19 protein-coding genes are annotated in these 23,239 nt (G+C 71.1%); 11 read left to right on the top strand and 8 right to left on the bottom strand.

What is annotated here, in order from left to right; genetic code table 11:
- Positions 1 to 33 precede the first annotated feature (33 nt).
- Both LIN44_RS17270 and LIN44_RS17265 read left to right on the top strand, forming a co-directional pair.
- Entirely contained in the window at positions 34 to 264 is a 231-nt protein-coding gene (locus LIN44_RS17270) for a DUF2783 domain-containing protein (RefSeq protein WP_227315496.1), read from the top strand.
- 152 nt (positions 265 to 416) lie between these two features.
- Positions 417 to 1,796, top strand: coding sequence for an MFS transporter (locus LIN44_RS17265; protein ID WP_227315495.1), 1,380 nt, complete (start codon positions 417 to 419; stop codon positions 1,794 to 1,796).
- Positions 1,797 to 1,852: 56 nt separating this feature from the next.
- Here the strand turns inward: LIN44_RS17265 and LIN44_RS17260 are convergent, their stop codons facing one another.
- Positions 1,853 to 2,161 carry a hypothetical protein gene (locus LIN44_RS17260; RefSeq protein WP_010814535.1) on the bottom strand — a complete coding sequence of 103 codons (309 nt, stop codon included), beginning with the start codon at positions 2,159 to 2,161 and terminating at the stop codon, positions 1,853 to 1,855.
- Positions 2,162 to 2,334: 173 nt separating this feature from the next.
- Between LIN44_RS17260 and LIN44_RS17255 the strand changes: the two genes are divergently transcribed.
- Entirely contained in the window at positions 2,335 to 2,556 is a 222-nt protein-coding gene (locus tag LIN44_RS17255) for a DUF2188 domain-containing protein (RefSeq protein ID WP_116296420.1), read from the top strand.
- A 59-nt stretch (positions 2,557 to 2,615) separates the two neighbouring features.
- Entirely contained in the window at positions 2,616 to 4,001 is a 1,386-nt protein-coding gene (locus tag LIN44_RS17250; RefSeq protein ID WP_227315494.1) for an erythromycin esterase family protein, read from the top strand.
- Between the two features lie 45 nt (positions 4,002 to 4,046).
- Here LIN44_RS17250 and LIN44_RS17245 read toward each other — a convergent pair whose 3' ends face one another.
- From LIN44_RS17245 to LIN44_RS17230, 4 genes are all read right to left on the bottom strand, one after another.
- Positions 4,047 to 4,364 (bottom strand): hypothetical protein, encoded by a 318-nt coding sequence (locus LIN44_RS17245; protein WP_227315493.1) that lies wholly within the window; start codon positions 4,362 to 4,364, stop codon positions 4,047 to 4,049.
- Between the two features lie 86 nt (positions 4,365 to 4,450).
- Entirely contained in the window at positions 4,451 to 4,726 is a 276-nt protein-coding gene (locus LIN44_RS17240) for a BON domain-containing protein (protein ID WP_227315492.1), read from the bottom strand.
- Positions 4,727 to 4,749: 23 nt separating this feature from the next.
- Positions 4,750 to 5,304, bottom strand: a complete 555-nt coding sequence (locus LIN44_RS17235) for a BON domain-containing protein (protein WP_227315491.1) — start codon at positions 5,302 to 5,304, stop codon at positions 4,750 to 4,752.
- Positions 5,305 to 5,360: 56 nt separating this feature from the next.
- Positions 5,361 to 6,524, bottom strand: a complete 1,164-nt coding sequence (locus LIN44_RS17230; protein ID WP_227315490.1) for a flavodoxin family protein — start codon at positions 6,522 to 6,524, stop codon at positions 5,361 to 5,363.
- A 274-nt stretch (positions 6,525 to 6,798) separates the two neighbouring features.
- Between LIN44_RS17230 and LIN44_RS17225 the strand changes: the two genes are divergently transcribed.
- Both LIN44_RS17225 and LIN44_RS17220 read left to right on the top strand, forming a co-directional pair.
- Complete coding sequence (locus LIN44_RS17225) at positions 6,799 to 7,365, top strand: CinA family protein (RefSeq protein ID WP_227316448.1); 567 nt, start codon at positions 6,799 to 6,801, stop codon at positions 7,363 to 7,365.
- An 81-nt stretch (positions 7,366 to 7,446) separates the two neighbouring features.
- Positions 7,447 to 7,791, top strand: a complete 345-nt coding sequence (locus LIN44_RS17220) for a hypothetical protein (protein ID WP_227315489.1) — start codon at positions 7,447 to 7,449, stop codon at positions 7,789 to 7,791.
- A gap of 86 nt (positions 7,792 to 7,877) precedes the next feature.
- Here the strand turns inward: LIN44_RS17220 and LIN44_RS17215 are convergent, their stop codons facing one another.
- From LIN44_RS17215 to LIN44_RS17205, 3 genes are read right to left on the bottom strand one after another with little or no spacing between them, the layout of a single operon-like run.
- Positions 7,878 to 8,495: a diguanylate cyclase gene (locus LIN44_RS17215; RefSeq protein WP_227315488.1), complete on the bottom strand. Its 618-nt coding sequence runs from the start codon at positions 8,493 to 8,495 to the stop codon at positions 7,878 to 7,880.
- Positions 8,496 to 8,523: 28 nt separating this feature from the next.
- On the bottom strand, positions 8,524 to 8,958 hold the full coding sequence (locus LIN44_RS17210; protein WP_227315487.1) for a PA2169 family four-helix-bundle protein: 435 nt from the start codon (positions 8,956 to 8,958) through the stop codon (positions 8,524 to 8,526).
- 36 nt (positions 8,959 to 8,994) lie between these two features.
- Positions 8,995 to 9,375, bottom strand: a complete 381-nt coding sequence (locus tag LIN44_RS17205; RefSeq protein ID WP_227315486.1) for a hypothetical protein — start codon at positions 9,373 to 9,375, stop codon at positions 8,995 to 8,997.
- 339 nt (positions 9,376 to 9,714) lie between these two features.
- Here LIN44_RS17205 and LIN44_RS17200 point away from each other — a divergent pair, with 339 nt between their 5' ends.
- The 5 genes from LIN44_RS17200 to malQ are packed head-to-tail and all read left to right on the top strand — an operon-like array spanning position 9,715 to position 23,217.
- Positions 9,715 to 13,140, top strand: a complete 3,426-nt coding sequence (locus LIN44_RS17200) for an alpha-1,4-glucan--maltose-1-phosphate maltosyltransferase (protein WP_227315485.1) — start codon at positions 9,715 to 9,717, stop codon at positions 13,138 to 13,140.
- A gap of 21 nt (positions 13,141 to 13,161) precedes the next feature.
- Positions 13,162 to 16,515 (top strand): maltose alpha-D-glucosyltransferase, encoded by a 3,354-nt coding sequence (gene treS, locus LIN44_RS17195; RefSeq protein ID WP_227315484.1) that lies wholly within the window; start codon positions 13,162 to 13,164, stop codon positions 16,513 to 16,515.
- Positions 16,512 to 18,806 (top strand): 1,4-alpha-glucan branching protein GlgB, encoded by a 2,295-nt coding sequence (gene glgB / locus LIN44_RS17190; protein WP_370641712.1) that lies wholly within the window; start codon positions 16,512 to 16,514, stop codon positions 18,804 to 18,806. The genes treS and glgB overlap by 4 nt, the downstream gene beginning before the upstream one ends.
- Positions 18,803 to 20,995: a glycogen debranching protein GlgX gene (glgX, locus tag LIN44_RS17185; RefSeq protein WP_227315483.1), complete on the top strand. Its 2,193-nt coding sequence runs from the start codon at positions 18,803 to 18,805 to the stop codon at positions 20,993 to 20,995. The genes glgB and glgX overlap by 4 nt, the downstream gene beginning before the upstream one ends.
- Positions 20,992 to 23,217 (top strand): 4-alpha-glucanotransferase, encoded by a 2,226-nt coding sequence (malQ, locus tag LIN44_RS17180; RefSeq protein ID WP_227315482.1) that lies wholly within the window; start codon positions 20,992 to 20,994, stop codon positions 23,215 to 23,217. The genes glgX and malQ overlap by 4 nt, the downstream gene beginning before the upstream one ends.
- Positions 23,218 to 23,239 lie beyond the last annotated feature (22 nt).

Here is a 23,239-nt window from a genome sequence, read left to right as displayed (position 1 = left end):
CCGAGCGCCAGCCCAGCACCACCGGAGATAGCGATGCCCAATACCCTCAACACCCAGTCCAACCTGGCGCGGCCCGACGACTTCTACGAAGCGCTGATCGAGATGCACCGCGACCTCGACGAAGCCCAGAGCCAGGCCGCCAACGCGCAGCTGATCCTGCTGCTGGCCAACCATATCGGCGACCACGACGTGCTGCTGGCGGCTATGGCCGAAGCGCGCGCGGGCGTCATCGCCAGCGCGGAAACGGATACCGCGCCGGCCTGACCGGAGCGCGCGGCGCAAGCGCGGCCGGTCCGCGCCTGCGCCGCGCGCCCTTCTGCAACACATCCCGGGCCAACGCGCACCAGACGCGGCCCACTGGCGGCATCCGCCCGGCTGCCTGCCGCCGCAGCCACCCTCGCACGGAGACAACACCGATGAGCCATCCGGTCTCAGGGGAGCTTTCGTCCCTATCCAGCCTGGCGCCTTCCGACCCAGCCGCAGCCCCAGCCGCCGCCCCAGCCGCAGCACTGGCCGCGCGCGACGAGGACGCGCTCTACCGCAAGGTCTGGCTGCGCATCATTCCCTTCCTGTTCGTCTGCTACGTGGTGTCGTTCCTGGACCGCATCAACATCGGTTTTGCGCAGCTGCAGATGAAGCAGGACCTGGGCTTCAGCGACGCCATGTACGGCCTTGGCGCCGCGGTGTTCTACGTCGGCTACGTGCTGTGCGAGGTGCCGAGCAACATGCTGCTGGCGCGCTTCGGCGCGCGCCGCACCTTTACCCGCATCATGGTGCTGTGGGGCATCGTGTCGGTGGCGATGATGGCGGTGTCGACACCGACGCAGTTCTACGCGCTGCGCTTCCTGCTGGGCGTGTTCGAGGCCGGCTTCTTCCCCGGCATCGTGCTGTACCTGACCTACTGGTTCCCCGCGCGCCGGCGTGCCGCGGTGATGGCGATCTTCTTTGCCGGCGTGGCGGTGGCGGGCGTGCTGGGCGGGCTGGTGTCCGGCTGGATCATGCGCGACATGGCCGGCGTGCTGGGCCTGCAGGGCTGGAAGTGGATGTTCGCGATCGAAGGCGCGCCGGCGGTGCTGCTGGGGCTGGCGGCCGCGCGTTTGCTGGTCGACGGGCCACAGCAGGCAAGCTGGCTGAGCGAGCGCGAACGCGCCTGCCTGCTGCGCGACACCGCCGCGCACGCGCAGGCCGGCGGCCATTCGCTGCATGCCTTGCGCCAGGTGCTGCGCAACCCGCGCGTGTACCTGTTCGCCTTTATCTATTTTTCGCTGACCTGCGGCTCGCTCGCGCTCAGCTTCTGGATGCCGCTGATGATCCGGGATTTCGGCGTGACCGACGTGATGTCGGTGAGCCTGTATTCGGTGGTGCCGAATGCGGTGGGCGCGGTCGGACTGATCGTGATCGCGCGGCATTCCGACCGCACCGGCGAGCGCCATCGCCATTTCCTGCTGTGCACCGCGGGCGGCGCCCTGGCGCTGGCGGCGCTGACGCTGCCGCTGCCGGGGCTGGCCGCGATGCTGGCCATCCTGTCGGTGGCGGCGGTGCTGATCTTTGCCGCGCTGCCGGTGTTCTGGGCGCTGCCGCCGGGCTACCTGCCCGGCGCCGGCACCGCCGCCGGGATCGCCTTCATCAGCAGCGTCGGCATCACCAGCGGCATCGTCAGCCCGTGGGTGATCGGGCAGATCAAGACCCGCACCGGCAGCCTGGACCATGCGCTCTACCTGCTCGCGGCACTGCTGCTGGCAAGCGGCCTGGCAATGTGGCTGGGCGTGCCGAAACAGCCCGCGCGGCCGGCGTAAGGCCGGTCCCGGGCAACGTCAATTCCGGATGGCCCGCACCCGCACGGGTGCGGCGTTCAGTGGGATCGGCCGCAGGGAATCACGGAGGCGATTTCCTCCCGCATCACCTCGACCACATCGTCGATCTCCAGCCCTTCGGCGGTGACCAGCACGTCCTGTCCGCGGCCGATCGCGTAGACCACGCCGCGCCAGCGGCCGGGCTCGACGGCCTCGCACAGGCGGATATTGAATTCGGTGTCCTGGTCCTGGCTATACACCGTCACCAGGTCGCCCACCTGGGGAGTGCGCACCGCTTCTCCGTCGAACGCCCGGGCCACCACGGTCACCGGCGACTGCGTCAGCCCCCTGGCAAATCTTGCTCGCATGGTCCGCTCCTCTGATTGCGATCCAAGTCCAGCTTACAAGAGGCCGGATAAATAACCAGGGATTTCCATCGGAAAGTGGAACCGGAAGCGCTTCGCGCCTGTCAGACGCCGCCGGATAGACAGCCCGCGCAGATCGACCACAATAAAAGGACCGATATCCGAGGAGACCCGACATGGGCAGCAACATACACGTCGTTCCGCACGACGAAGGCTGGGACGTCATCCACGAAGGCGCACGCTACGCCGAATCGCACCACGCCACGCAGGAAGAGGCGGTCGCCGCCGGCACCTCGCAGGCCCAGCGCGAGCACGTCGAATTGCTGATTCATGGCCGCGACGGCCAGATCCGCTCGCGCAACAGCTTTGGCCACGATCCCCGCGCCATTCACGGCTGATCCGCACTGCCTGCCGCAACGCTGAGGCTGCCGGCACGCGGCCGGCAGCCCGCGCGACCATGCCACGACACCGGGCCGACCCACACGCCGTGGCCGCCATCGCGGCCGCGACCGTGCCGTGGCCGGCCGTCGACCACGCGGCCGAAAGCCCCTTCACCGGCGCCTTTGCCAACAGTGCCGCGGCGCTGGCCGACCGGCTCGGCGGGCACCGCGTGGTGCTGCTGGGCGAGAGCACGCACGGCACCGCCGAGTTCTACCACGCCCGCGCCGCGCTGACCGCGCAGCTGGTGGCGCGGCACGGCTTCCGCATCATTGCGGTGGAAGCAGACTGGCCGGACGCCGCCGCGGTGGACCGCCACGTGCGCGGCCGCCCGCAGCAACCCGCCGAGTCCCCCGGCGCGGCCTTTACGCGCTTCCCGGTCTGGATGTGGCGCAACCTCGAAGTGGCGCGCTTTATCCGCTGGCTGCACGCGCACAATGCCGCGCTCGCGCCCGCCCGGCGTGCCGGTTTCTTCGGTCTCGACATCTACAGTCTGGGCGCGTCGATGGCGGCGGTGCTGGCCTACCTGGAAGGCGTCGACCCGCGCGCCGCACAGGCCGCGCGCGAACGCTATGGCTGCCTGGAGCCATGGCGGCGCGACCCGGCGCGCTACGGCCGCGCCGTGCTGCACGGCACCCATGCCGACTGCGAGGACGCGGTGGTCGGGCAGTTGCAGGCCTTGCTCGACAAGCGCCTGGCCTATGCGCGCGCCGGGCACGAAGACTTCCTCGATGCCGCGCAGAACGCGCGCCTGGTGGCGTCGGCCGAACGCTATTACCGCGTCATGTACCACGGCAGCGACGACAGCTGGAACCTGCGCGACACGCATATGTTCGAGACCCTGTCGCAGTTGCTGCACGCCCATGGGCCGGAAGCGCGCGCGGTGGTGTGGGCGCACAACTCGCATATCGGGGATGCCGCGCAGACCGAAATGGGCATCAGCCAGGGCCAGCTGAATATCGGCCAGCTATGCCGCGAGGCCTTCGGCGACGCCGCCGCGCTGGTCGGCTTCAGCACCTACGACGGCACCGTCGCGGCGGCAACTTCGTGGGACGGGCCCATGGAAATCAAGCAGGTGCGTCCCGCGCGGCCGGACAGCTACGAGCACCTGTTCCACGCGGCCGGCCATGCGCAGGGCTGGACCGACTTGCGCGGCGGCGGCGTGGCTGACGGTGATGGCAGCGCGGTGCACGCCGAACTGCGCGAACTGCTGATGCCGGCGCGGCAGGAGCGCTTCATCGGCGTGATCTACCGGCCGGAGACTGAACTGCAGAGCCACTACGCGCGCGCCATCCTGCCGCGGCAGTTCGACGTGCTGGCGTGGTTCGACCGCAGCAGCGCGGTGCCGGCGCTGCCGGCGGCGCCGGTGCCGGGCGCGCCGGAAACCTGGCCTTCGGGACTCTGAAACACTGGCCAGGCCCTGTGTGCGGCCCCGGCTGCCGGGTGGCAACTACTTGCGGCTCTTGGGCGCCTTCGGTTCCGACGCCGGATAGTCATACCGTTGCGGCGATTGCGGCCCCTCGTTCACGGCGGGGCTGGCAGGCGTGGCGGGCGTTGCCGGCGTGGCGTGGGTGCCGTGGCCGCCCGGGGTGGCCGGTGTGGCCGGCGTCGCGGGCGTGGCGCGGCGCGTGTCGCCCTGGCCCGGCATGACGTCCGACGCCGACGTGCCCGGCGCGCGCGTGTCGGCGCCGGGGCGCGTGGTGGTGGTCTGGGCCCACGCGGGCATGCTGAGCAGCGCGGCCAGCGCAAGGATCGCAGTGTGTCTCATGACAGTCTCCTTCCTCGGGAACGGCCAGCGGCATTTCGCGTGGCCGGATCTGCCGCTGTTGCGAAAGCCATGCCAGCGCACACGGCTCACCCCCCGGTGCGGTCGGGCGCGACCTCGATGTGATTGACGACGTCGCGCCCGCCGGCGCTCGCGCGCACGCAGGCCTCGACCGCGTCGCGGTCGGCGGCGCTGCCGATCGCGCCGCGCAGCGTGATGCGGCCTTGCGCCACGTCCAGCGCAATCTCGCTGACGTCGAGTCCGCTCTCCCACAAGCGCTCGCACAGCGATGCCTGCAGCGCCGTGTCGGCCGCGCCGACGGCGTTGCCGCGCGGGTTGGTGTCCGTCCTCGGGGAATCGGGCATGGCCGGGCCTCCGCGCCGCCGCCTCAATACATGCGCATGCCGTGGCCGGGGTGGCCTTCGGCCCCGGACGCCCTGACCACCCGCAAGTGGTTGACCAGGTCCCTGACGCCGAAGACCTCGTCGGCAATATCCTCGATGCGGTACTTCTGGTGGCGATCCGGCACGCTGCCCTCCAGCGTGACCACGCCCTGCTCGACCCGCACCTCGACCTCGTTCAGGTCGAGCCGGCCACTGCGCGTCAGTTGCTCGCACAGGTCTTCGAGGATGCGCTCATCGCTGCGCTGGTAGTTGCGCGGCCCGACCGGCCGCCGGTGTTCCGTGCCGCCGCGGTAGAGGTCCATGCGCTCGTTGTAGCCGGTGAACTGGCGGTAGGGATCGGCCATGCCCCGGGCTGGCGGCGCCTGGGTATCGCGCGGCCGCCATTCCCCGGTACCGCGGCCGCCACCGAATTCGCCGGGGTCGACGGGCTGGTCATAGTCGTACACGCCATAGGCACCCACGTAGTGGCTGCGCATATCGGCCTCGGGCACGGCACTTTCGTGCCATGGGCGGCCGCGCCAGTTGTCTCTGCGATCCATCGTTGCCTCCGTTCGTCCCGCCGCGGCGGCCAGCGGGGTTGCTGTCAGCGCTTGCGCTATTTCTGCCGCGGCGCCACCAGGCCCTGGTCCGCCGTGCGCAGTTGGCCATGGCGCAGCTGCTCGACCGCGCAAGCCAGCGCGCGCGCCACGTTGTCGACTTCGCCCTGCACGCCGGTATCGTGGTCCAGCGCGACGTGGCTGGTGGCATAAGGCTCGTAGTAGCCGATATACCGGTCCAGCCGCGCCTGGGCGCCGGCATCGATCAGTCCCATCCAGTCCAGCCAGTCCGACAGCGCGCGGCGCACGCCTTCGATGCCGGCGACGTCGCCGTGCACCACCAGCCCGTAGGCGCGCCCGGCCAGGTGCTTGGGATAGTCCCAGCCCGACAGCTCGATCGCCTTGGCCCGCGTCACGTCCTTGCCGTGCGTGCTGGTGGGATCCGGGTTGCCGCCATCGGCGCAGACCAGCCGGTCCATCATCAGCTTGAGCGGGCTGCTGGCCTGGTACCAGTACACCGGCGTGACGATCAGCACGCCGTGGCAGGCGGCCCAGCGCGGGTAGATCTCGTTCATCCAGTCATTGACCTGGCCCAGCGCATGGTTGGGATAACAGCTGCACGGCCAGTGGCACAGCGGCATCGCAGTCGATACGCAGCCCTTGCACGGATGGATGTGCAGTTGCGGGTCGGAGGCCAGGTGGCTCAGGTCGAGCAGGTCGACCTCGATGCCCTGCGCTGCCAGCCGCTCGCGCGCAAGCCCGGCCAGGCGCCAGGACTTCGACATTTCACCCGGGCAGGTGTAATCGTTGCGCGAGGCCGCGCAGATCAGCAGCACGCGCGAACGCGTGGCCGGATCGGCCTGGCGCTGCTGGGCCACGCGCACCGCCTCGCTGGCGGCGCGCCATTCGTCGGAGAGGTCGTAGTCCGGGTCGGCATAGCCGGCGCCCGCCTTGTGCGTGAGCGGCGCCTTGCGGCTTTGCGCATAGGCATCCCACGCAATGCGCTCGAGGCGGTCGAGCGCTTCGTCCTCCTGCCGGTAGGCCGGATCGGTAAAGCGCGCCAGGAAGCGCTGGCGAAAGACTGCGCGCGGCAGCGGGCTGGTTACCTGGCCCCTGCGCACGTCCTCGGGATTGCCGGCGTGGCGCGGCGCGCGCGGCGCATCGGCTGCGGGACCATGCGGTGGCACAGGGGGCGTGGGCGGCTTTGGCGGCTGCTCGGGCATGGCGCTCTCCGTACAGGTCGTTGCGCGGGAGACATGCAAGATGAGCGCCACCGCCGTGCCACGTATGCGCGGCGCGCGGCGCGCAGCTTTTACAGGCGCGCTCCGGCGCTGCATGTACATTTTTCCCCGCATTTGGATCCGCCGCTGCCGCCATCGGTGGCGCGCTGTCCCTGCGGCGCAGCGCGTCCGCCATCCACGGTGCTGGCACGGAACCTGCCGCCTTGGCGGGAAATCGACTGCGGATACCGCAATGGAGAACCTGCGAGTGATTGCGATGAGCCACGGCGGCGCAGGCGGCAGCAATAACGTCGGCATCGCGCGCTATCTGCTGCGTCACGGGCTGCACGTGGTCACGGCGGAATCCTGCACCGCTGGCCTGATTGCCTCGCGCATCGCCGAGGTGCCCGGCTGCGGCGACGTGCTGCGCTGTGCGATCGTGGCCTACTCGCCGTCCGCCAAGGAACAACTGCTGCACGTCCCGCCGGAGACCATCCGGCGCCATGGCCTGACCAGCGAGGCGGTCTCGCTGGCGATGGCGCGCGGCGCCATGCAGCTGACCGGCGCGGACCTGGCGATCGCCAACACCGGCGTGGCCGATGGCGGCGGCGACGGCGATATCCCCGCCGGCACGCAATGCTTTGCCTGGGTGTTCCGCCGCCATGGCCATGCCGCCCACGACGTGCTGTCGCACGCGCAGGGCATCGCGGCCTTTACCGAAACCCGCCGCTTTGCCGGCGCGCGCAACGCCGTGCGCGAAGCCGCCGCCGACTGGGCGCTGGCACGCATCTGCCACTACCACCAACTGGCGCGCAGCGGGCCAGGCCGCGACCCGCGCGCATGAATCGCCGGCGCGCCGAAACGGCACGCCGGCAATCCCGAGGGCCCTGGGCCCGACCGACGTAGTCTTGCAATGGAGACCATCATGAAACGTACTCTCGCTACCACGGCACTGGTCGTCGGCACCGCGCTCTGCCTGCCGGCCTTTGCCCAACAAGCACCGGCGTCGCCGAACGTGCCGAACCCCAGCGTGCCGCCGATCGAAGGCTCACCTCCGTCCTCGCGCAACCAGCCGGCCGCCACCGACATGGGCGCCGCTTCCGCCCCTGGCGCCAGGGACACCATGAAGAAATCGAAGTCCAAGTCGGACAAGGCCTCGAATACCGCGCGCAGCAAGAAGCCGCGCGAGCAAGGCGCGCCCGCCGCACCCACCGCCGATGCGCCAAGCGGCCCCAAGGGCGATTCGCCGGATCCGGCGCCGAAGCAGTAAGCGCCCGGGTGCGCTGAACTCACCCGTGTTCCCCTGACCTGCCGCGCCCGCCACCGGATCGTCCGGTCGACTGGCGTCGCCGCAGGTCAGCCGTCGCCTCGCATGGCGCGCGTCGCTTGCGCCAGCAGGGCTTCGCGTTCGCGCCGGCGCCAGCGCACGCAGCGCCATAGCTCTTCCAGGTAGGGCAGCCCCGCCAGCAGCACCACCGCCACCATCAGGCCGGCCAGATAGCCGGGCGGCAGCGGCTGCGCCTTCAACGCCAGCGCCATGCGCGCCGGCTCGGTGCCGCGCCCGAACAAGGCGAGGAACTGGTCCCAGTGCAACACCACCACATACGATGCCGCGGCCAGCGGCAGCACTTCCAGCAGGCTGTGCATGTGCTGCTCGACCGGCGCGATACGGCGGCGCTTGCTGGCGTAATGCACGTCCCACCAGGCGGTGGCCTCGTGAACCACCAGCGCCGCCAGCACCGCCGCGATCACCAGCGCGTTGACCTCGAGGAACAGCACCAGCAGCAGCGGCAAGCCCACTTCGGCCAGCATCAGCATGTGCAGCAGGGATTCGGGGACACCGGCGTTGCGTTCGATCTGCGTGGCCCGGTGACATAGCCAGTCGCCCACGCCCGCCAGCAGCCACAGCGGCACCAGCCCGTACATCAGCACGAGCCGGGCAGCGTGTTCGAAGGCATGGAGGTCGGCCGGCATGGCAGTGCTCTGGTCCGATGCAGGCCGGCTACGGCCGCTGTTGCGGCACGCGGTACTGCTGCCGCAGCACCCGGAACAGCTCATGGTTCAGCTGCACGCCGCGATACTGCCGGCGCACCACGGCGCGCACGCGCGAGCCCAGCACATGCGTGCGCAGCGCGCGCGCATAGCGCCGCTGCACGGCGTGCTCGCGCTTGCTGATCGCCTGCACGATGGCACGGTCGGAGCTGTGCTTGCCGATGCTGCGCGCCGCGGAGGCGGGACCAGCGGCGGGCACCTCGCCCAGGTCGAGCAGGCACGCCCGCAGCTCATGCGCGGCCTGGGCGAAGGCATTGGCGCGGCTGGTCAGCACGGACTTGAGGTGGGGGTTGGCCGCGGCGGTGGCGGCGCGGCGGCAGCCCAGCTCGCCCTCGCGCGAGGCCGCGATCAGTGCATTGAGCAACAGGATTTTTTTCTTTGCCATGGCACACCTGCCCTGGTCCGCGCACGGACCGTGAAGTCACCGATCGGAGCCGGCGCCTGCCGGCGGTTGCGCGTTGGCGCCGGGCATGCGGCGCATGCCGGGCTGGTCCAAGGATAGCGGCCCGGGACGCGCGGCGCCAGTTGCGTCGGTGGCCGCGAAGGCGCGCCACGCGGCGGCCTGCCACGCCTTGCGCGCCTCGCGCATGCCGCGCAGGTTCATCGCGATCAGCGCCAGCTGCAGCACGATCAGCGCATAGGCGTCGCCATGCCAGCCCCACGCGATCCACAGCACGTTGCTGGCCAGGAACACCCAGAAGCCGGCGCGCCGCCGCGCGATCGAGCGCGAACCGACCAGCCAGGTCGCCACTACCGTCACCACCATTGCCGGCCATTGCGCCGCCTCCAGCCATTGATCCATGGGTCCCCTTTTGATGGCTTGCCACCGTGCCGGCAAGGGCACGCATGGGCGCAAAGGGGCAAGAAACGTACCGGCAGCGCACCGGTGGATGGCGGGCGCGCGGCCTTGCGCGTTATTTCCATCGGCACGGCGGGCTCCAGTAGTTTTTACAAGCGGTGGCAGAAGCGGCACATGCGCTGCCGCGGCGCACGGCCTTGCGCTGCCTCGCCGGACCGCCGTGTCTCCGCACGCGGGCGCGCTGGCACGCACTTCGCATGGCACAGCCATCCCGGCGGCCGGCCGCAAGGCGCCGCTCCGGGATTTTTGTTGCTCCGCCGGAGCGAAACACCGGGAGGACATGTGCGGATCTGCCAGATCGACCTGACCGGAACGCCCGAGGCCGACCAGCATGCGCTGCAGCGCGTGGCGGCGCTGGGGTTCGACCACGTATTGATCGGCGGCTGGCCGCATCTGCCTGGGGACGACACGCTCGCGGCGTGCGCCAGGCATGGCCTGGCCCCTCTGCTCGATATTTCACTGGACCGCTATATGGCGGATGGCGCCGCCGGGAAGGACGACCTGCCCGATGCCGCCTGGATCGACACCGCGGCGCCCGCGTTCGCGCCGCACGAGACCGACAACCACATCCCCGGCACGCGCCTGCGCTGGCATGACCGCCAGATCGCCGAAGCGCTGGTGCAATGGTGGGCGGCGCGGCTGCGCCTGGCGTGGGCCGCGGGTGCGGCCGGGTTCTGCTGCCGCGCGCCGGCACGCGTGCCCGGCGAGAGCTGGGCCGCGCTGCTGGCGACCCTGCGTGGCGACGCGGTACCGGAAACGGCGCGCGGCACGCCGCGCTTCCTCGCCTGGACCCCGGGGCTGACGCCGGCACAGGTAGACGCGCTGGCGCCCGCCGGCTTCGACGGCGCCTTCTGCTCGCTGCCGTGGTGGGACTACCGCAGCGCCTGGCTGACCGAGGAAATGGCGCGGCTGCGCCGCCTCGGCCGCGTGCTGGCGGCGCCGGCGCTGGCGCCGGCGCGCCATGACGCGCTCAGCGCGCGGCGCGCGCTGTGGACCGCCGCGGCGATCGGCGACGGCATCCTGGTGCCGGCGGGATTCGAGACCGGCGGCGCGCAGGCGCGCGATCCGCTCGCCCCCGACGGCCACGCGCATGACGGCGTGCCCTACGACATCACCCATGAAGTGCTCGAGGCCAATACCTGGCTGGCCGCGCGCGACCCCGCGCCGGCCCTGGCGGTGCGCCTGCTGAGCGGCCCCGACGCGCCGCTGACCGTGCTGGCGCGCCTGCCCCTGCCCGACGGCCATGGCAACGGACCCGAGGCCGCCCCGCACCGCGATGACCCGGCGGTGCCTGACGCCGGCCCCGCGCTGGCGGTGGTGCTCAATCCCGACCCGATGGAACCGGCCAGCCTCGGCGCCGACCGCGTGCTCAGCGCCATGCCGCATGCCAGTGCCCGCCTGGAGCCGGCAGCGGGCGGACCGGGCGGCACCCTCGACGGCACCAGCCGGCTCGACGCGCTGTCCAGCATCACGCTCGCGCCGGCGGATATCCGCCTCTACGAAGTGCCGCCGGTGCCGCTGAGCCGGCCCGGCATGCCGCGGCCCGACGCGACCGCACCGCACGGCCACGAAACCCTGGCGGTAACGGGACTCGGCAGCGTGGTCGCCGCCATGGAAGCGCCGCGCATCGCCATCGAACGGGTCGAGCCGGCCTGCGACGCCGGCCGCTTTGCCGTGCGCCGCGTGGTCGGCGAACGCGTGACCGTCAGCGCCGATATCTGGATGGATGGCCACGACAAGCTTGCCGCCGCGGTGTTGTGGCGCGCGCCGGGCGAGACCGACTGGCGCGAAACGCCGATGCAGCCAGGCATCAACGACCGCTGGGAAGGCAGCTTCCCGCTGGTGGCGCTGGGCCGGCATGAATTCACGGTCGAGGCCTGGCGCGATACCTTCGCCAGCTGGCTCGACGAGATCGGCAAGAAGCGCGCGGCGGGGCTCAACGTCGCGCTGGAAACCGAGGAAGGTGCCCGGCTGGTGGCCGACGCGCTGCTGCCGCCCGGCGGGAACGGGAAACAGGGCAACGGCAGGAAGAACGGCAAGAAGGATAACCAGAAAGCCGCCGGCAGCGAACTCTCCGCCATCGTCGACGAGCTGACCGCTGCCGCCGGCGACGACGAGCGGCGCCTGCAACTGCTGCTGTCCGAACGCACCGCCGCGGCCATGCACGCCGTGATGCAGACGCCGGCCGGACGCCCGTTCGCGTCGCGCCACCCGGTGGCGATGCCGGTCGAGGCCGACCGGCTGGCGGCGCGTTTTGCCAGCTGGTATGAGCTGTTTCCGCGCTCGCAAAGCAACGACGCGCAGCGCCATGGCACCTTCGACGACGTCATCGCGCGCCTGCCCGCGATCCGCGCCATGGGCTTCGACGTGCTCTACTTCCCGCCGATCCACCCGATCGGACGCACCCATCGCAAGGGCCGCAACAACAGCCTGCGCAGCGAGCCGGGCGACCCCGGCAGCCCTTACGCGATCGGCGGCGAGGAAGGCGGCCACGATGCCTTGCACCCGGAACTGGGCACCTTCGAGGATTTCAGCCGGCTGATCGACGCCGCCGCGGCGCACGGCCTGGAGCTGGCGCTGGACTTTGCGATCCAGTGCTCGCCCGACCATCCGTGGCTGCGGGACCATCCGGAGTGGTTCGCGCACCGGCCCGACGGCTCGCTGCGCTACGCCGAGAACCCGCCGAAGAAGTACGAGGACATCGTCAATGTCGATTTCTACGCCGCGGCGCCGGCCGGTGCCGCGCTGTGGCAGGCGCTGCGCGACGTGGTGATGTTCTGGGCCGACCACGGCATCCGCATCTTCCGCGTCGACAACCCGCACACCAAGCCGCTGCCGTTCTGGGAATGGATGATCGCCGACGTGCGCGCGCGCCATCCCGACACCATCTTCCTGGCCGAGGCCTTTACCCGGCCGAAGATGATGGCGCGCCTGGCCAAGCTGGGCTTCAGCCAGTCGTACACCTACTTCACATGGCGCAATACCAAGTGGGAGCTGACCGAGTACCTGACCGAACTGACGCAGAGCCCGCTGCGCGAATTCTTCCGCCCGCACTTCTTCGTCAACACGCCCGACATCAATCCCTACTTCCTGCATCACGGCGGCCGCCCCGCGTTCCTGATCCGCGCGGCGCTGGCGACGCTGCTGTCCGGGCTGTGGGGCATGTACAGCGGCTTCGAGCTGTGCGAGAGCGCGCCGTTCGTGCTCGACGGCAAGGTGCGCGAGGAATACCTGGACTCCGAGAAATACCAGCTGCGCGTGCGCGACTGGCAGCAGCCGGGCAATATCGTCGCCGAGATCTCGCGGCTCAACGAGATCCGCGCCGGCCACCCCGCGCTGCAGAACCACCTGGGGCTGCGCTTCTACCAGGCCGGCAGCGACGCGGTGCTGTGGTTCGCGCGCTTCGTGCCGGGCACCGATTACCTGTTCGGCGACGACGTGCTGCTGGTGGCGATCAACCTCGACCCGCGCACCGCGCACGATGCCGATATCGAAATCCCGCTGTGGGAATGGGGCCTGCCCGACCAGGCCGGCCTGGCGGTGCAGGACCTGATGCGCGGCCAGCGCTTCGAGCTGCGCGGCAAGCACCAGCGCATCCGGCTCGACCCGGCGCAGCTGCCGTTCGCGGTCTGGCATGTGCAGCCGCTGGAACGTCCCGCCCCCCGCCCACCTGCTGCGCCGGTCTCGACCGACCCGCACGGCGCCTGACAGGCATACGTGGAGACACGGATGAAACGCCTTACCGAAACCGCCAGCGCCGCCCTGCTCAACGCCGATCCGCTCTGGTACAAGGACGCGGTGATCTACCAGCTGCACATCAAGTCCTTCTTCGACGCCAATGGCGATGGCGTGGGCGACTTCGCCGGCCTGCTCGGCAAGCTCGACTACCTGGTCAACCTGGGCGTCGACACGGTATGGCTGCTGCCGTTCTATCCGTCGCCGCGCCGCGACGACGGCTATGACATCGCCGACTACCGCAACGTCCACCCCGACTACGGCACGCTCGCCGACGCACGCCGCTTTATCGCCGCGGCGCATGCGCGCGGCCTGCGCGTGATCACCGAGCTGGTGATCAACCATACCTCGGACCAGCATCCGTGGTTCCAGCGCGCGCGCAAGGCCAAGCCCGGCTCGGCGGCGCGCCGCTACTACGTGTGGTCGGACCATGACCAGGCCTACGCCGGCACGCGCATCATCTTCTGCGATACCGAAAAATCCAACTGGAGCTGGGACCCGGTGGCGGGCGCGTATTTCTGGCACCGCTTTTACTCGCACCAGCCGGACCTGAATTTCGACAACCCTCAGGTACTCAACGAGGTGCTGTCGGTGATGCGCTTCTGGCTCGACATGGGGGTCGACGGCCTGCGCCTGGACGCGGTGCCCTACCTGGTCGAGCGCGAAGGCACCAGCAACGAGAACCTGCCCGAGACCCATGCCGTGATCCGCAGCATCCGCTCCCACCTGGACCAGCATTTCCGCGGCCGCATGCTGCTGGCCGAGGCCAATATGTGGCCGGAGGACGCGCAGCAGTACTTCGGCCTGACCGGGCCCGACCCGGAAGGCGACGAATGCCACATGGCATTCCACTTCCCGCTGATGCCGCGCATGTACATGGCGATCGCGCGCGAAGACCGCTTCCCGATCACCGACATCATGCGCCAGACGCCGGAGGTGCCGCCCAACTGCCAGTGGGCCATCTTCCTGCGCAACCATGACGAGCTGACGCTGGAGATGGTGACCAGCAGCGAGCGCGACTACCTGTGGGAGGTCTACGCCACCGACCGGCGCGCGCGCATCAACCTGGGCATCCGCCGCCGCCTGGCGCCGCTGATGGAACGCGACCGCCGCCGCATCGAGCTGATGAACAGCCTGCTGTTCTCGATGCCGGGCACGCCGGTGATCTACTACGGCGACGAGATCGGCATGGGCGACAACATCCACCTGGGCGACCGCGACGGCGTGCGCACGCCGATGCAGTGGTCGCCCGACCGCAACGGCGGCTTCTCGCACGCCGATCCCGAGCGCCTGGTGCTGCCGCCGCTGCAGGGCCCGCTGTATGGCTACGAGGCGGTCAATGTCGAGGCGCAGGCGCGCGATCCGCACTCGCTGCTGAACTGGATGCGGCGCATGCTGGCGCTGCGCCGCAAGCACCGCGCCTTCGGCCGCGGCACGCTGCGCTTCCTGTTTCCCGGCAACCGCAAGATCCTGGCGTACCTGCGCGAGTTCGAGGGCGAGCACATCCTGTGCGTGGCCAACCTGTCGCGCGCGCCGCAGGCGGTGGAGCTGGACCTGTCCGCCTTCAACGGCCGCGTCCCCGTCGAGATGATGGGCGCGACGCCGTTCCCGGCGATCGGCACGCTGACTTACCTGCTGACGCTGCCGCCCTATGGCTTCTACTGGTTCGTGCTGAGCGACGAGGCCCAGCCGCCGTCATGGCACGTGGAGGCGCCTGAACAAATGCCAGACCAGATCACCCTTGTGATGCAGAACACCGGCCGGCCCGAACTGACCGAGGCCTCGCGCCGGCTGATGGCCAGCGAAGTGCTGCCGCACTACATCGGCCGGCGCCGCTGGTTCGGCGGCAAGCACGAGCGCATCGAGCGCGTCGGGCTGGCCTACCTGCTGCCGTTTGCGCGCGGCAGCGGCGGCGAAGACATCTACCTGGGCGAGGTCGAGGTCGGCCTGCCCGGGCGCACCGAGCGCTACCAGCTGCCGGTGGGCATCCTGTGGGACCGCGAAAGCGCCGACGGGGTCTCGCAGCTGGCGCATGGGCTGTCGATGGCGCGGGTGCGCCAGGGCAGCCGCGTCGGGCTGGCCACCGACGGTTTCGTGGTCGAGCCGTTTGCGCGCGAGGTGGTGCGCGCCTTGCGCAACGACCTGCAGCTGCACGCCGGGCACGACGTGATCCACTTCCGCGCCGAACCCGGGCTGGCCGCGCTGGAACTGGAACGCGACCCGATCGAGTACATGTCGGCGGAGCAGTCCAACAGCTCGCTGTCGTACAACAACACCGCCGTGCTCAAGCTGGTGCGCCGGCTCTCGGGCGGCATCCATCCGGAAGCCGAGATGACGCGCTACCTGACCGCGCAGGGCTATGCGCACGCTGCGGCGCTGCTGGGCGAGGTGGTGCGCACCGGGCCGGACGGCGTGCCGCATACCATGATGCTGCTGCAGGGCTATATCCTGAACCAGGGCAACGGCTGGGACTGGACCCTCGATTACCTGGGCCGCGCCATCGACGATGCGCTGCCGTCGCAGGACAGCGAGGACGAGTTCGCCGAGGCCATGAACGGCTACGCCGCGCTGGCCGGCACGCTGGGGCGCCGGCTGGCCGAACTGCACGCGGTGCTGGCGCGCCCCACCGACGACCACGCCTTCACGCCGCTGCCCGCCAGCGACGACGATGCCCGCGCCTGGGCCGGGCAGGCAATGGAGGCGCTGCAGCGCGCGCTGGACCGGCTGCAGGCGCGGCCCGCCACCGAGGCCGCAAGCCCGGCCTTCGCGGCCGATGTGCAAACCCTGATGGCCGCGCGCGAGGCGCTGCCCGGGCTGGTCGAGCAGCTCGCCGCCGCGGCGCCGGGCAGCCTGCAGACCCGCATCCACGGCGACTTCCACCTCGGGCAGGTGCTGATCGCGCAGAACGACACCTACCTGGTCGACTTCGAAGGCGAGCCCGGCCTGCCGCTCGACTGGCGCCGGCGCAAGACCTCGCCGCTGCGCGACGTGGCCGGGCTGCTGCGCTCGCTCGACTATGCCGCGGCCACGGTCGGCACCGACCGCAGCGAACGCACCCACAGCGAACTGCCGCCGCAGCTGGCCGAGCGGCGCGCGGTGCTGCTCGAGCGCTTCCGCACCACCGCCAACGATGCCTTCCTGAACTGCTACCGCCAGCACATGGAGGCCGCCCCCGTGCCCTGGGTGGCGCCCGACCAGCTGCAGCCGCTGCTCGACCTGTTCCTGCTGGAACGCGCCGCGTATGAGGTCGAATACGAAGCCGCCAACCGCGTCACGTGGATCGACCTGCCGGCCAGCGGGCTGGCGCGCCTGCTGCGCAAGCTGGCCCCGACCGGAGAACCGGCATGAGCCCCCCGGCCAGCCCCGGCGGCGGCACCCGCGCCGGCCAGCAGGCGGGCATGCTGCCCGGCCATGAACTCGAGGCCCTGCTGGGCGGCCGCCATCCCGATCCGTTCAGCGTGCTGGGTCCGCATCCGGATGGCGACGCCACGCTGGTGCGCGCCTGCCTGCCCGGGGCGGCGTCGGCTCAGCTGGCCGATGCCGGGGGCGCGCCGCTGGCGGAGATGGAGCGGCTGCATGGCGGCGGCGTGTTCGCCGCCCGGCTGCCGCGCGCGGCCGGCACCGGTGCCGCCGCCTACCGGCTGCGCGTGCAATGGTCCGACGGCACCGAGCAGTGCAGCGCCGACCCCTACGCCTTTGGCCTGCTGCTGGGCGAGCTGGACCTGCACCTGATCGCCGAGGGCCGGCACTTCGAGCTGGGCGCCTGCCTGGGCGCGCAATGCCAGCGCGTGGATGGCATCGACGGGGTGCGCTTCGCGGTGTGGGCGCCGAATGCGCGGCGGGTCTCGGTGATTGCCGACTTCAACGGCTGGCATCCGGCGCGGCATCCGATGCGGCTGCGCCATCCCAGCGGGATCTGGGAGCTGTTCGTCCCCGCCGCGCTGGGCGCGCAGCCAGGCAGCCGCTACAAGTACGACCTGCTCGACCCGCATGGCACCGAGCTGCCCGACAAGGCCGATCCGCTGGCGCTGGCCACCGAGCCGCCGCCGGCCACCGCTTCGGTCGTGACCGGTCCCGGCCAGGGCGCGCCCCCGTTCAGCTGGCACGATGACGACTGGATGGCCGGGCGCCAGCAGCGCGACCCGTACACCACGCCGATGTCGGTCTACGAGGTGCACGTGCTGTCTTGGCTGCGCGCGGCCAACGACGCTCAGCATGGCTGGAATATACTGGCCGACCGCCTGGTGCCCTACGTGCAGGAACTGGGCTTCACCCATATCGAGCTGCTGCCCATCACCGAGCACCCGTTCGGCGGCTCCTGGGGCTACCAGCCGCTGTCGCTGTATGCGCCCACCGCGCGGCTGGGACCGCCGCAGGCCTTTGCCGCCTTCGTCGACCGCTGCCACCAGGCCGGCATCGGCGTGATCCTGGACTGGGTGCCGGCGCACTTCCCTACCGATCCGCACGGGCTGGCGCAGTTCGACGGCACCGCGCTGTACGAGCACAAGGACCCGCGCGAAGGCTTCCACCAGGACTGGAACACGCTGATCTACAACCTGGGCCGCAACGAAGTGCGCGGCTTCCTGCTGGCCGGCGCGCTGCACTGGCTCGAGCACTTCCACGCCGACGGCCTGCGCGTCGACGCGGTCGCTTCCATGCTCTACCGCGACTACAGCCGCCAGCCCGGCCAGTGGGTGCCGAACCGGTTCGGCGGCCGCGAGAACCTCGAGGCGGTGGACTTCCTGCGCGAACTCAACGCGGTGGTCCATGAACGCTGCCCGGGCGCGCTGACCATCGCCGAAGAGTCGACCGCGTGGCCCGGCGTGACCGCCAGCGTCGCCAGCGGCGGGCTCGGCTTCGACTTCAAGTGGAATATGGGCTGGATGCACGACACCCTGCATTACCTGGCGCATGAGCCGGTCCACCGCGCCTGGCACCACCAGAACATGACCTTCGGCCTGGTCTACGCCTGGTCCGAAGCCTTCGTGCTGCCGCTGTCGCACGACGAGGTGGTGCACGGCAAGGGCTCGATGCTGGGCAAGGTGCCGGGCGACGACTGGCAGCGCTTTGCCGGCCTGCGCGCCTATTACGGCTTCATGTGGGCGCATCCGGGCAAGAAGCTGCTGTTCATGGGCGGCGAGCTGGCGCAGTGGCAGGAATGGAACCACGACGCCGAGCTCGACTGGCCGCTGCTCGACCAGCCCATGCACCGCGGCATGCACACGCTGGTGCGCGACCTGAACCGGCTCTACCGCGAACTGCCCGCGCTGCATGCGCTTGACCACAGCCCCGAGGGCTTCCAGTGGGTAGTGGGCGACGACAACCACAACAGCGTGTTCGCATGGCTGCGCCGCGCGCAGGCCGACAGCCGCGAGGTGGTGCTGGCGGTGGTCAACATGACGCCGGTGCCGCGCCACGGCTACCGTGTCGGCGTGCCTTGTGCCGGCGCATGGCGCGAATGCCTGAATACCGATGCCGCCGTCTACGGTGGCAGCAACGTCGGCAACGGCGGCGCGGTCACGGCCATCGACGTGCCTTCGCACGGGCAGCCGGCTTCGCTGGCGCTGACGCTGCCGCCGCTGGCCACGCTGGTGCTGCGCTTCGACCAGGGTGACGGCAGCGAAGGCGCCGCGACATGACCCGCCAGTTCGCTGACCGGCTGCTGCCGGGCAAGCCGTTTCCGCTCGGTGCCCACTGGGACGGGCTGGGGGTCAATTTCGCGGTGTTCTCGGCCCACGCCTCGCGCATCGAGCTGTGCCTGTTCTCCGACAACGGCCGCAAGGAACTGGCGCGGCTGCCGCTGCCGGAATGCACCGACGAGATCTGGCATGGCTACCTGCCCAACGCGGCGCTGGGCACGCTGTACGGCTATCGCGCGCATGGCCCTTACGACCCCGGCCATGGACACCGCTTCAATCCGCACAAGCTGCTGCTGGACCCGTATGCGCGCCAGCTGAGCGGCCCGGTGCGCTGGTCCGACGCGCTGTTCGGCTACCGGCTGCAAAGCGCGCGCGCCGACCTGACGCCGGATCGCCGCGACAGCGCGCCGACCATGCCCAAGGCGGTGGTGGTCGACGAAAGCTTCCACTGGGGCGACGACCGGCCGCCGGCGGTGCCCTGGCCCGCCACCGTCATCTACGAGGCCCACCTGCGCGGCCTGTCGATGCTGCGCGACGACCTGCTGCCCAACCTGCGCGGCACCTTCGCGGCGCTGTGCGACCCGCGCTTTATCGACCACCTGGTGCAATTGGGAGTGACCACCATCGAGCTGCTGCCGGTGCACGCCATCCTGCAGGACCGCTTCCTGCTGGAGCGCGGCCTGCGCAACTACTGGGGCTACAACACGCTGTCGTACTTCGCTCCGGAGCCGGCCTACCTCGGCACCGGACAGCTGCAGGAATGCAAGGTGGCGATGCGGCGCCTGCATGCCGCCGGCATCGAAGTGATCCTCGACGTGGTCTACAACCACACCTGCGAAGGCAACGAACTGGGGCCGACGGTGTCGTGGCGCGGGCTCGACAACGCCAGCTACTACCGGCTGATGCCCGGCGACGAGCGCCACTACATCAACGACACCGGCTGCGGCAACACGCTCAACCTGTCGCACCCGCGCGTGCTGCAGATGGTGCTGGACTCGCTGCGCTACTGGGTGGATTGCTACCACGTCGACGGCTTCCGCTTCGACCTGGGCAGCACGCTGGGGCGCGAAGGCAACGGCTTCGACGCGGGCTCGGGCTTCTTCGACGCGCTGATGCAGGACCCGGTGCTGAGCCGCGTCAAGCTGATCTCCGAGCCCTGGGACCTGGGTCCGGGCGGCTACCAGCTCGGCAACCATCCGCCCGGCTTTGCCGAGTGGAACGACAAGTTCCGCGACGTCAGCCGCCGCTTCTGGCGCGGCGACGCCGGCCACCGCGGCGAGCTGGCGGCGCGCCTGGCGGCCTCGGCCGACCTGTTCGACCGCCGCCACCGGCGCCCGTGGGCCAGCATCAACTTCATCACCGCGCACGACGGCTTCACGCTGGCCGACCTGGTCAGCTACAGCGCCAAGCACAACGAGGCCAACGGCGAAGACAACCGCGACGGCACCGACGACAACGCCAGCGCCAACTGGAGCCCGGACGGCAGTGTCGAAGGGCCCACCGACGACCCCGATATCCTGATGCGCCGCAACCGCGTGGCGCAGGCGCTGATGGCCACGCTGCTGCTGGCGCAAGGCACGCCGATGCTGACCGCCGGCGACGAATGGGGCCGCAGCCAGGCGGGCAACAACAACGCCTATTGCCAGGACAACGAGCTGTCGTGGCTGGACTGGAAGCAGGCCCAGGCGCCCGGCGCGCAGCCGATGCAGAAGATGGTGCGCCGGCTGCTGGCGCTGCGGCGCAAGCTCTATGCGCTGAGCGGCGACCGCTTTGCCCACGGACGCGAAGAACCAGCGCCGGGCATTGTCGACATTGCCTGGTTCGACACGGACGGCAAGCCGCCCACGCCAGAGGAATGGGCCGATCCGGACATCCGCACGCTGGCGCTGCGGCGCGCCGCCGCCCCGCCGCAGCCGGAACGGCCGATGCTGGGTTCGCTGGCGGAGGCCGAGCCGAGCGATGCGCGCGCGGTGCAGGTGACGCTGCTGCTGCTCAACGCCGGCGACAGCGACGCCACCTTCCAGCTGCCCGAGCCCGCGCTGCCGTGGGTGCTGCTGTTCGACAGCAGCCGCCCCGAGGCGAGCGATGCCGAGCTGGCTGGCGCGCCGGTGCACGAGACCCAGGCGGTCGCCGCCCACTCGCTGGTGCTGCTGGCGGCGCAGGCGCCCACGCCGGAGGACCACGCGTGAGCCGCGCCGGCACCCCCTCGCCGCTGCAGGCGCTGGCGCTGCGCGCCGGCCTGCAGCCGCACTGGACCGATGCCTGGGACCAGCCGCGCGAGGTCGGCGACGCGGCGCTGCGGCGCGTGCTGGAAGGTCTGGGACTGCCCTGCGGCAGCCCCGGGCAGTGCGCCGCTTCGCACGCGTGGCTGGCCGCCGACAACGCAGCGCATGCGCTGCCGCCGCTGCTGACCGCGGAACGCGGCCAGCCGGTCGCGGTGCCGTGGCCGCATACCCTGCCGCAGCGCGCCTACCGGGTCACGCTGGAAGACGGCGCGGTCCTCACCGGTATCGCGGTGCGCGTCGAAGGCGCCGGCGGCGGGCTGATGCAACTGCCCGCCATCGACGTGTGCGGCTACCACCAGCTGGACCTGGGCGATGGCCATGCCACGCTGGCGGTGGCGCCGCGGCGCTGCTACGGCGTCGCCGACGCGCTGCGGCATGCCGGCCGCGGCGGCAACGGCGGCGAAGGCGCGCGCACGCCGCCATGGGGCCTGGCGGTGCAGCTCTACAGCCTGCGGCGCGGCGCGCCCTGCGGCATGGGCGACCTGACCGCGCTGGCCGAAGCCTGCGCCAGCGCGGCGCGCGCCGGCGCCGACGCCATCGCCATCAACCCGCTGCATGCGCCCTTCGCCGCGCTGCCCGAGCGCTACAGCCCCTATGCGCCGTCCAGCCGGCTGTTCCTGAACCCGCTCTATGCCGACCCGGCCATGGTGTTCGGCCAGGCGGCGGTGGACGCCGCCATCGCCGGCCTGGGCGCGGGCGACACGCTGCAGGCACTCGACGGCCGCCGCGAGATCGACTGGATCGCGCTGGCGCCGCTGCGCTACGCCATGCTGCGCTGGCTGTGGCAACGCCGCGAAACCCTGCTGCCGCGCGCGACGCTGGACGACTATGCCGCCTTTCGCGCGCGCGGCGGCACGGCGCTGCATGCGCATGCCTGCTATGAGGCGATCCAGGCGCAACGGCTCTGCGACAGCGCCAACGGCACCAACCACAAGGCCGCGCCGGACTGGCGCTGCTGGCCGGTCACGCAGCGTTCCCCCGCGGATGCCGCGGTGGCGGCCTTCACCCAGTCTCATGCCGACGAAGTGGCCTTCCACGCCTTCCTGCAATGGCTGGCCGACGACGGGCTGGCGCGGGCGCAGCGCGCGGCGCGTGACGCCGGCATGGCCATCGGCATCATCCGCGACCTGGCGGTCGGCGCCGACCCCGGCGGCAGCCAGGCCTGGACCCGCCAGCCCGAAACCCTGGCCGGCTTCCATGCCGGCGCGCCGCCGGACCTGTACAACCCGCTCGGCCAGGACTGGGGCGTGGCGGTGTTCTCGCCGCGCGGACTGCGCCGGCACGGCTACGCGGCGTTCCTCGAGATGCTGCGCGCCAACCTGGCCCACGCCGGCGGCCTGCGCATCGACCACGTGCTGGGCCTGGCGCGCATGTGGCTGGTGCCGGCCGGCGCGCCCGCCAGCGACGGCGCCTACCTGCGCTATCCGCTCGAAGACTTGCTGCGGCTGGTGGCGCTGGAGTCGTGGCGGCATCGCGCCATCATCATCGGCGAGAACCTGGGCACGGTGCCGCCGGAGCTGAATGCGGCACTGTCGGCGCGCGGCGTGCTCGGCATCGACGTGCTGTGGTTCCAGCGCGAGGCGCGCGCGCCGGACGACGCACCGGGCCGGCCCGGCGAGGAAACCGATGCCGCTGCCTTCCTGCCGCCGCAAGCCTGGCCCGCGGATGCCGTCGCCACCACCACCACGCACGACCTACCCACCGTCGCCGGCTGGTGGGCCGGCCAGGACCTGGCGTGGCGCGGCCGGCTGCAACTGCTGGCGCCCGGCGAAACCCTGGCGCAGGCACAGGCCGGCCGCGCGCGCGAGCGCGTCGCGCTATGGCAGGCGCTGTGCGAGGCGGGGCTATGCCGCGGCGCCGTCCCCGCGCCGCAGCATGCGCCGCTGGACGCGGTGCTCGCGTGGGTGGGCACGGCGCCCACCGCCATGCGGCTGCTGCCGGTCGAAGACCTGCTTGGCCTGGCCGAGCAACCCAACCTGCCGGGCACCACCAGCGGCCACCCCAACTGGCAGCGCCGGCTCGATACCGAGGTGCGTGCGTGGTTCGACACCCCGGCGCTGCGCGCGCGGGCGGACGCATGGCGTGGCCTCCGCCCCGGCGCACGCCCACCGCCGGCGCAGGCATGAGCACGACACGCCCACAGGCAGC

Origin of the sequence: Cupriavidus sp. MP-37, from assembly GCF_020618415.1 — a bacterium.
Classification (GTDB): domain Bacteria; phylum Pseudomonadota; class Gammaproteobacteria; order Burkholderiales; family Burkholderiaceae; genus Cupriavidus.
The sequence above is the reverse complement of the archived record's forward strand: the minus strand, read 5'-3'. Positions and strand labels throughout refer to the sequence as shown.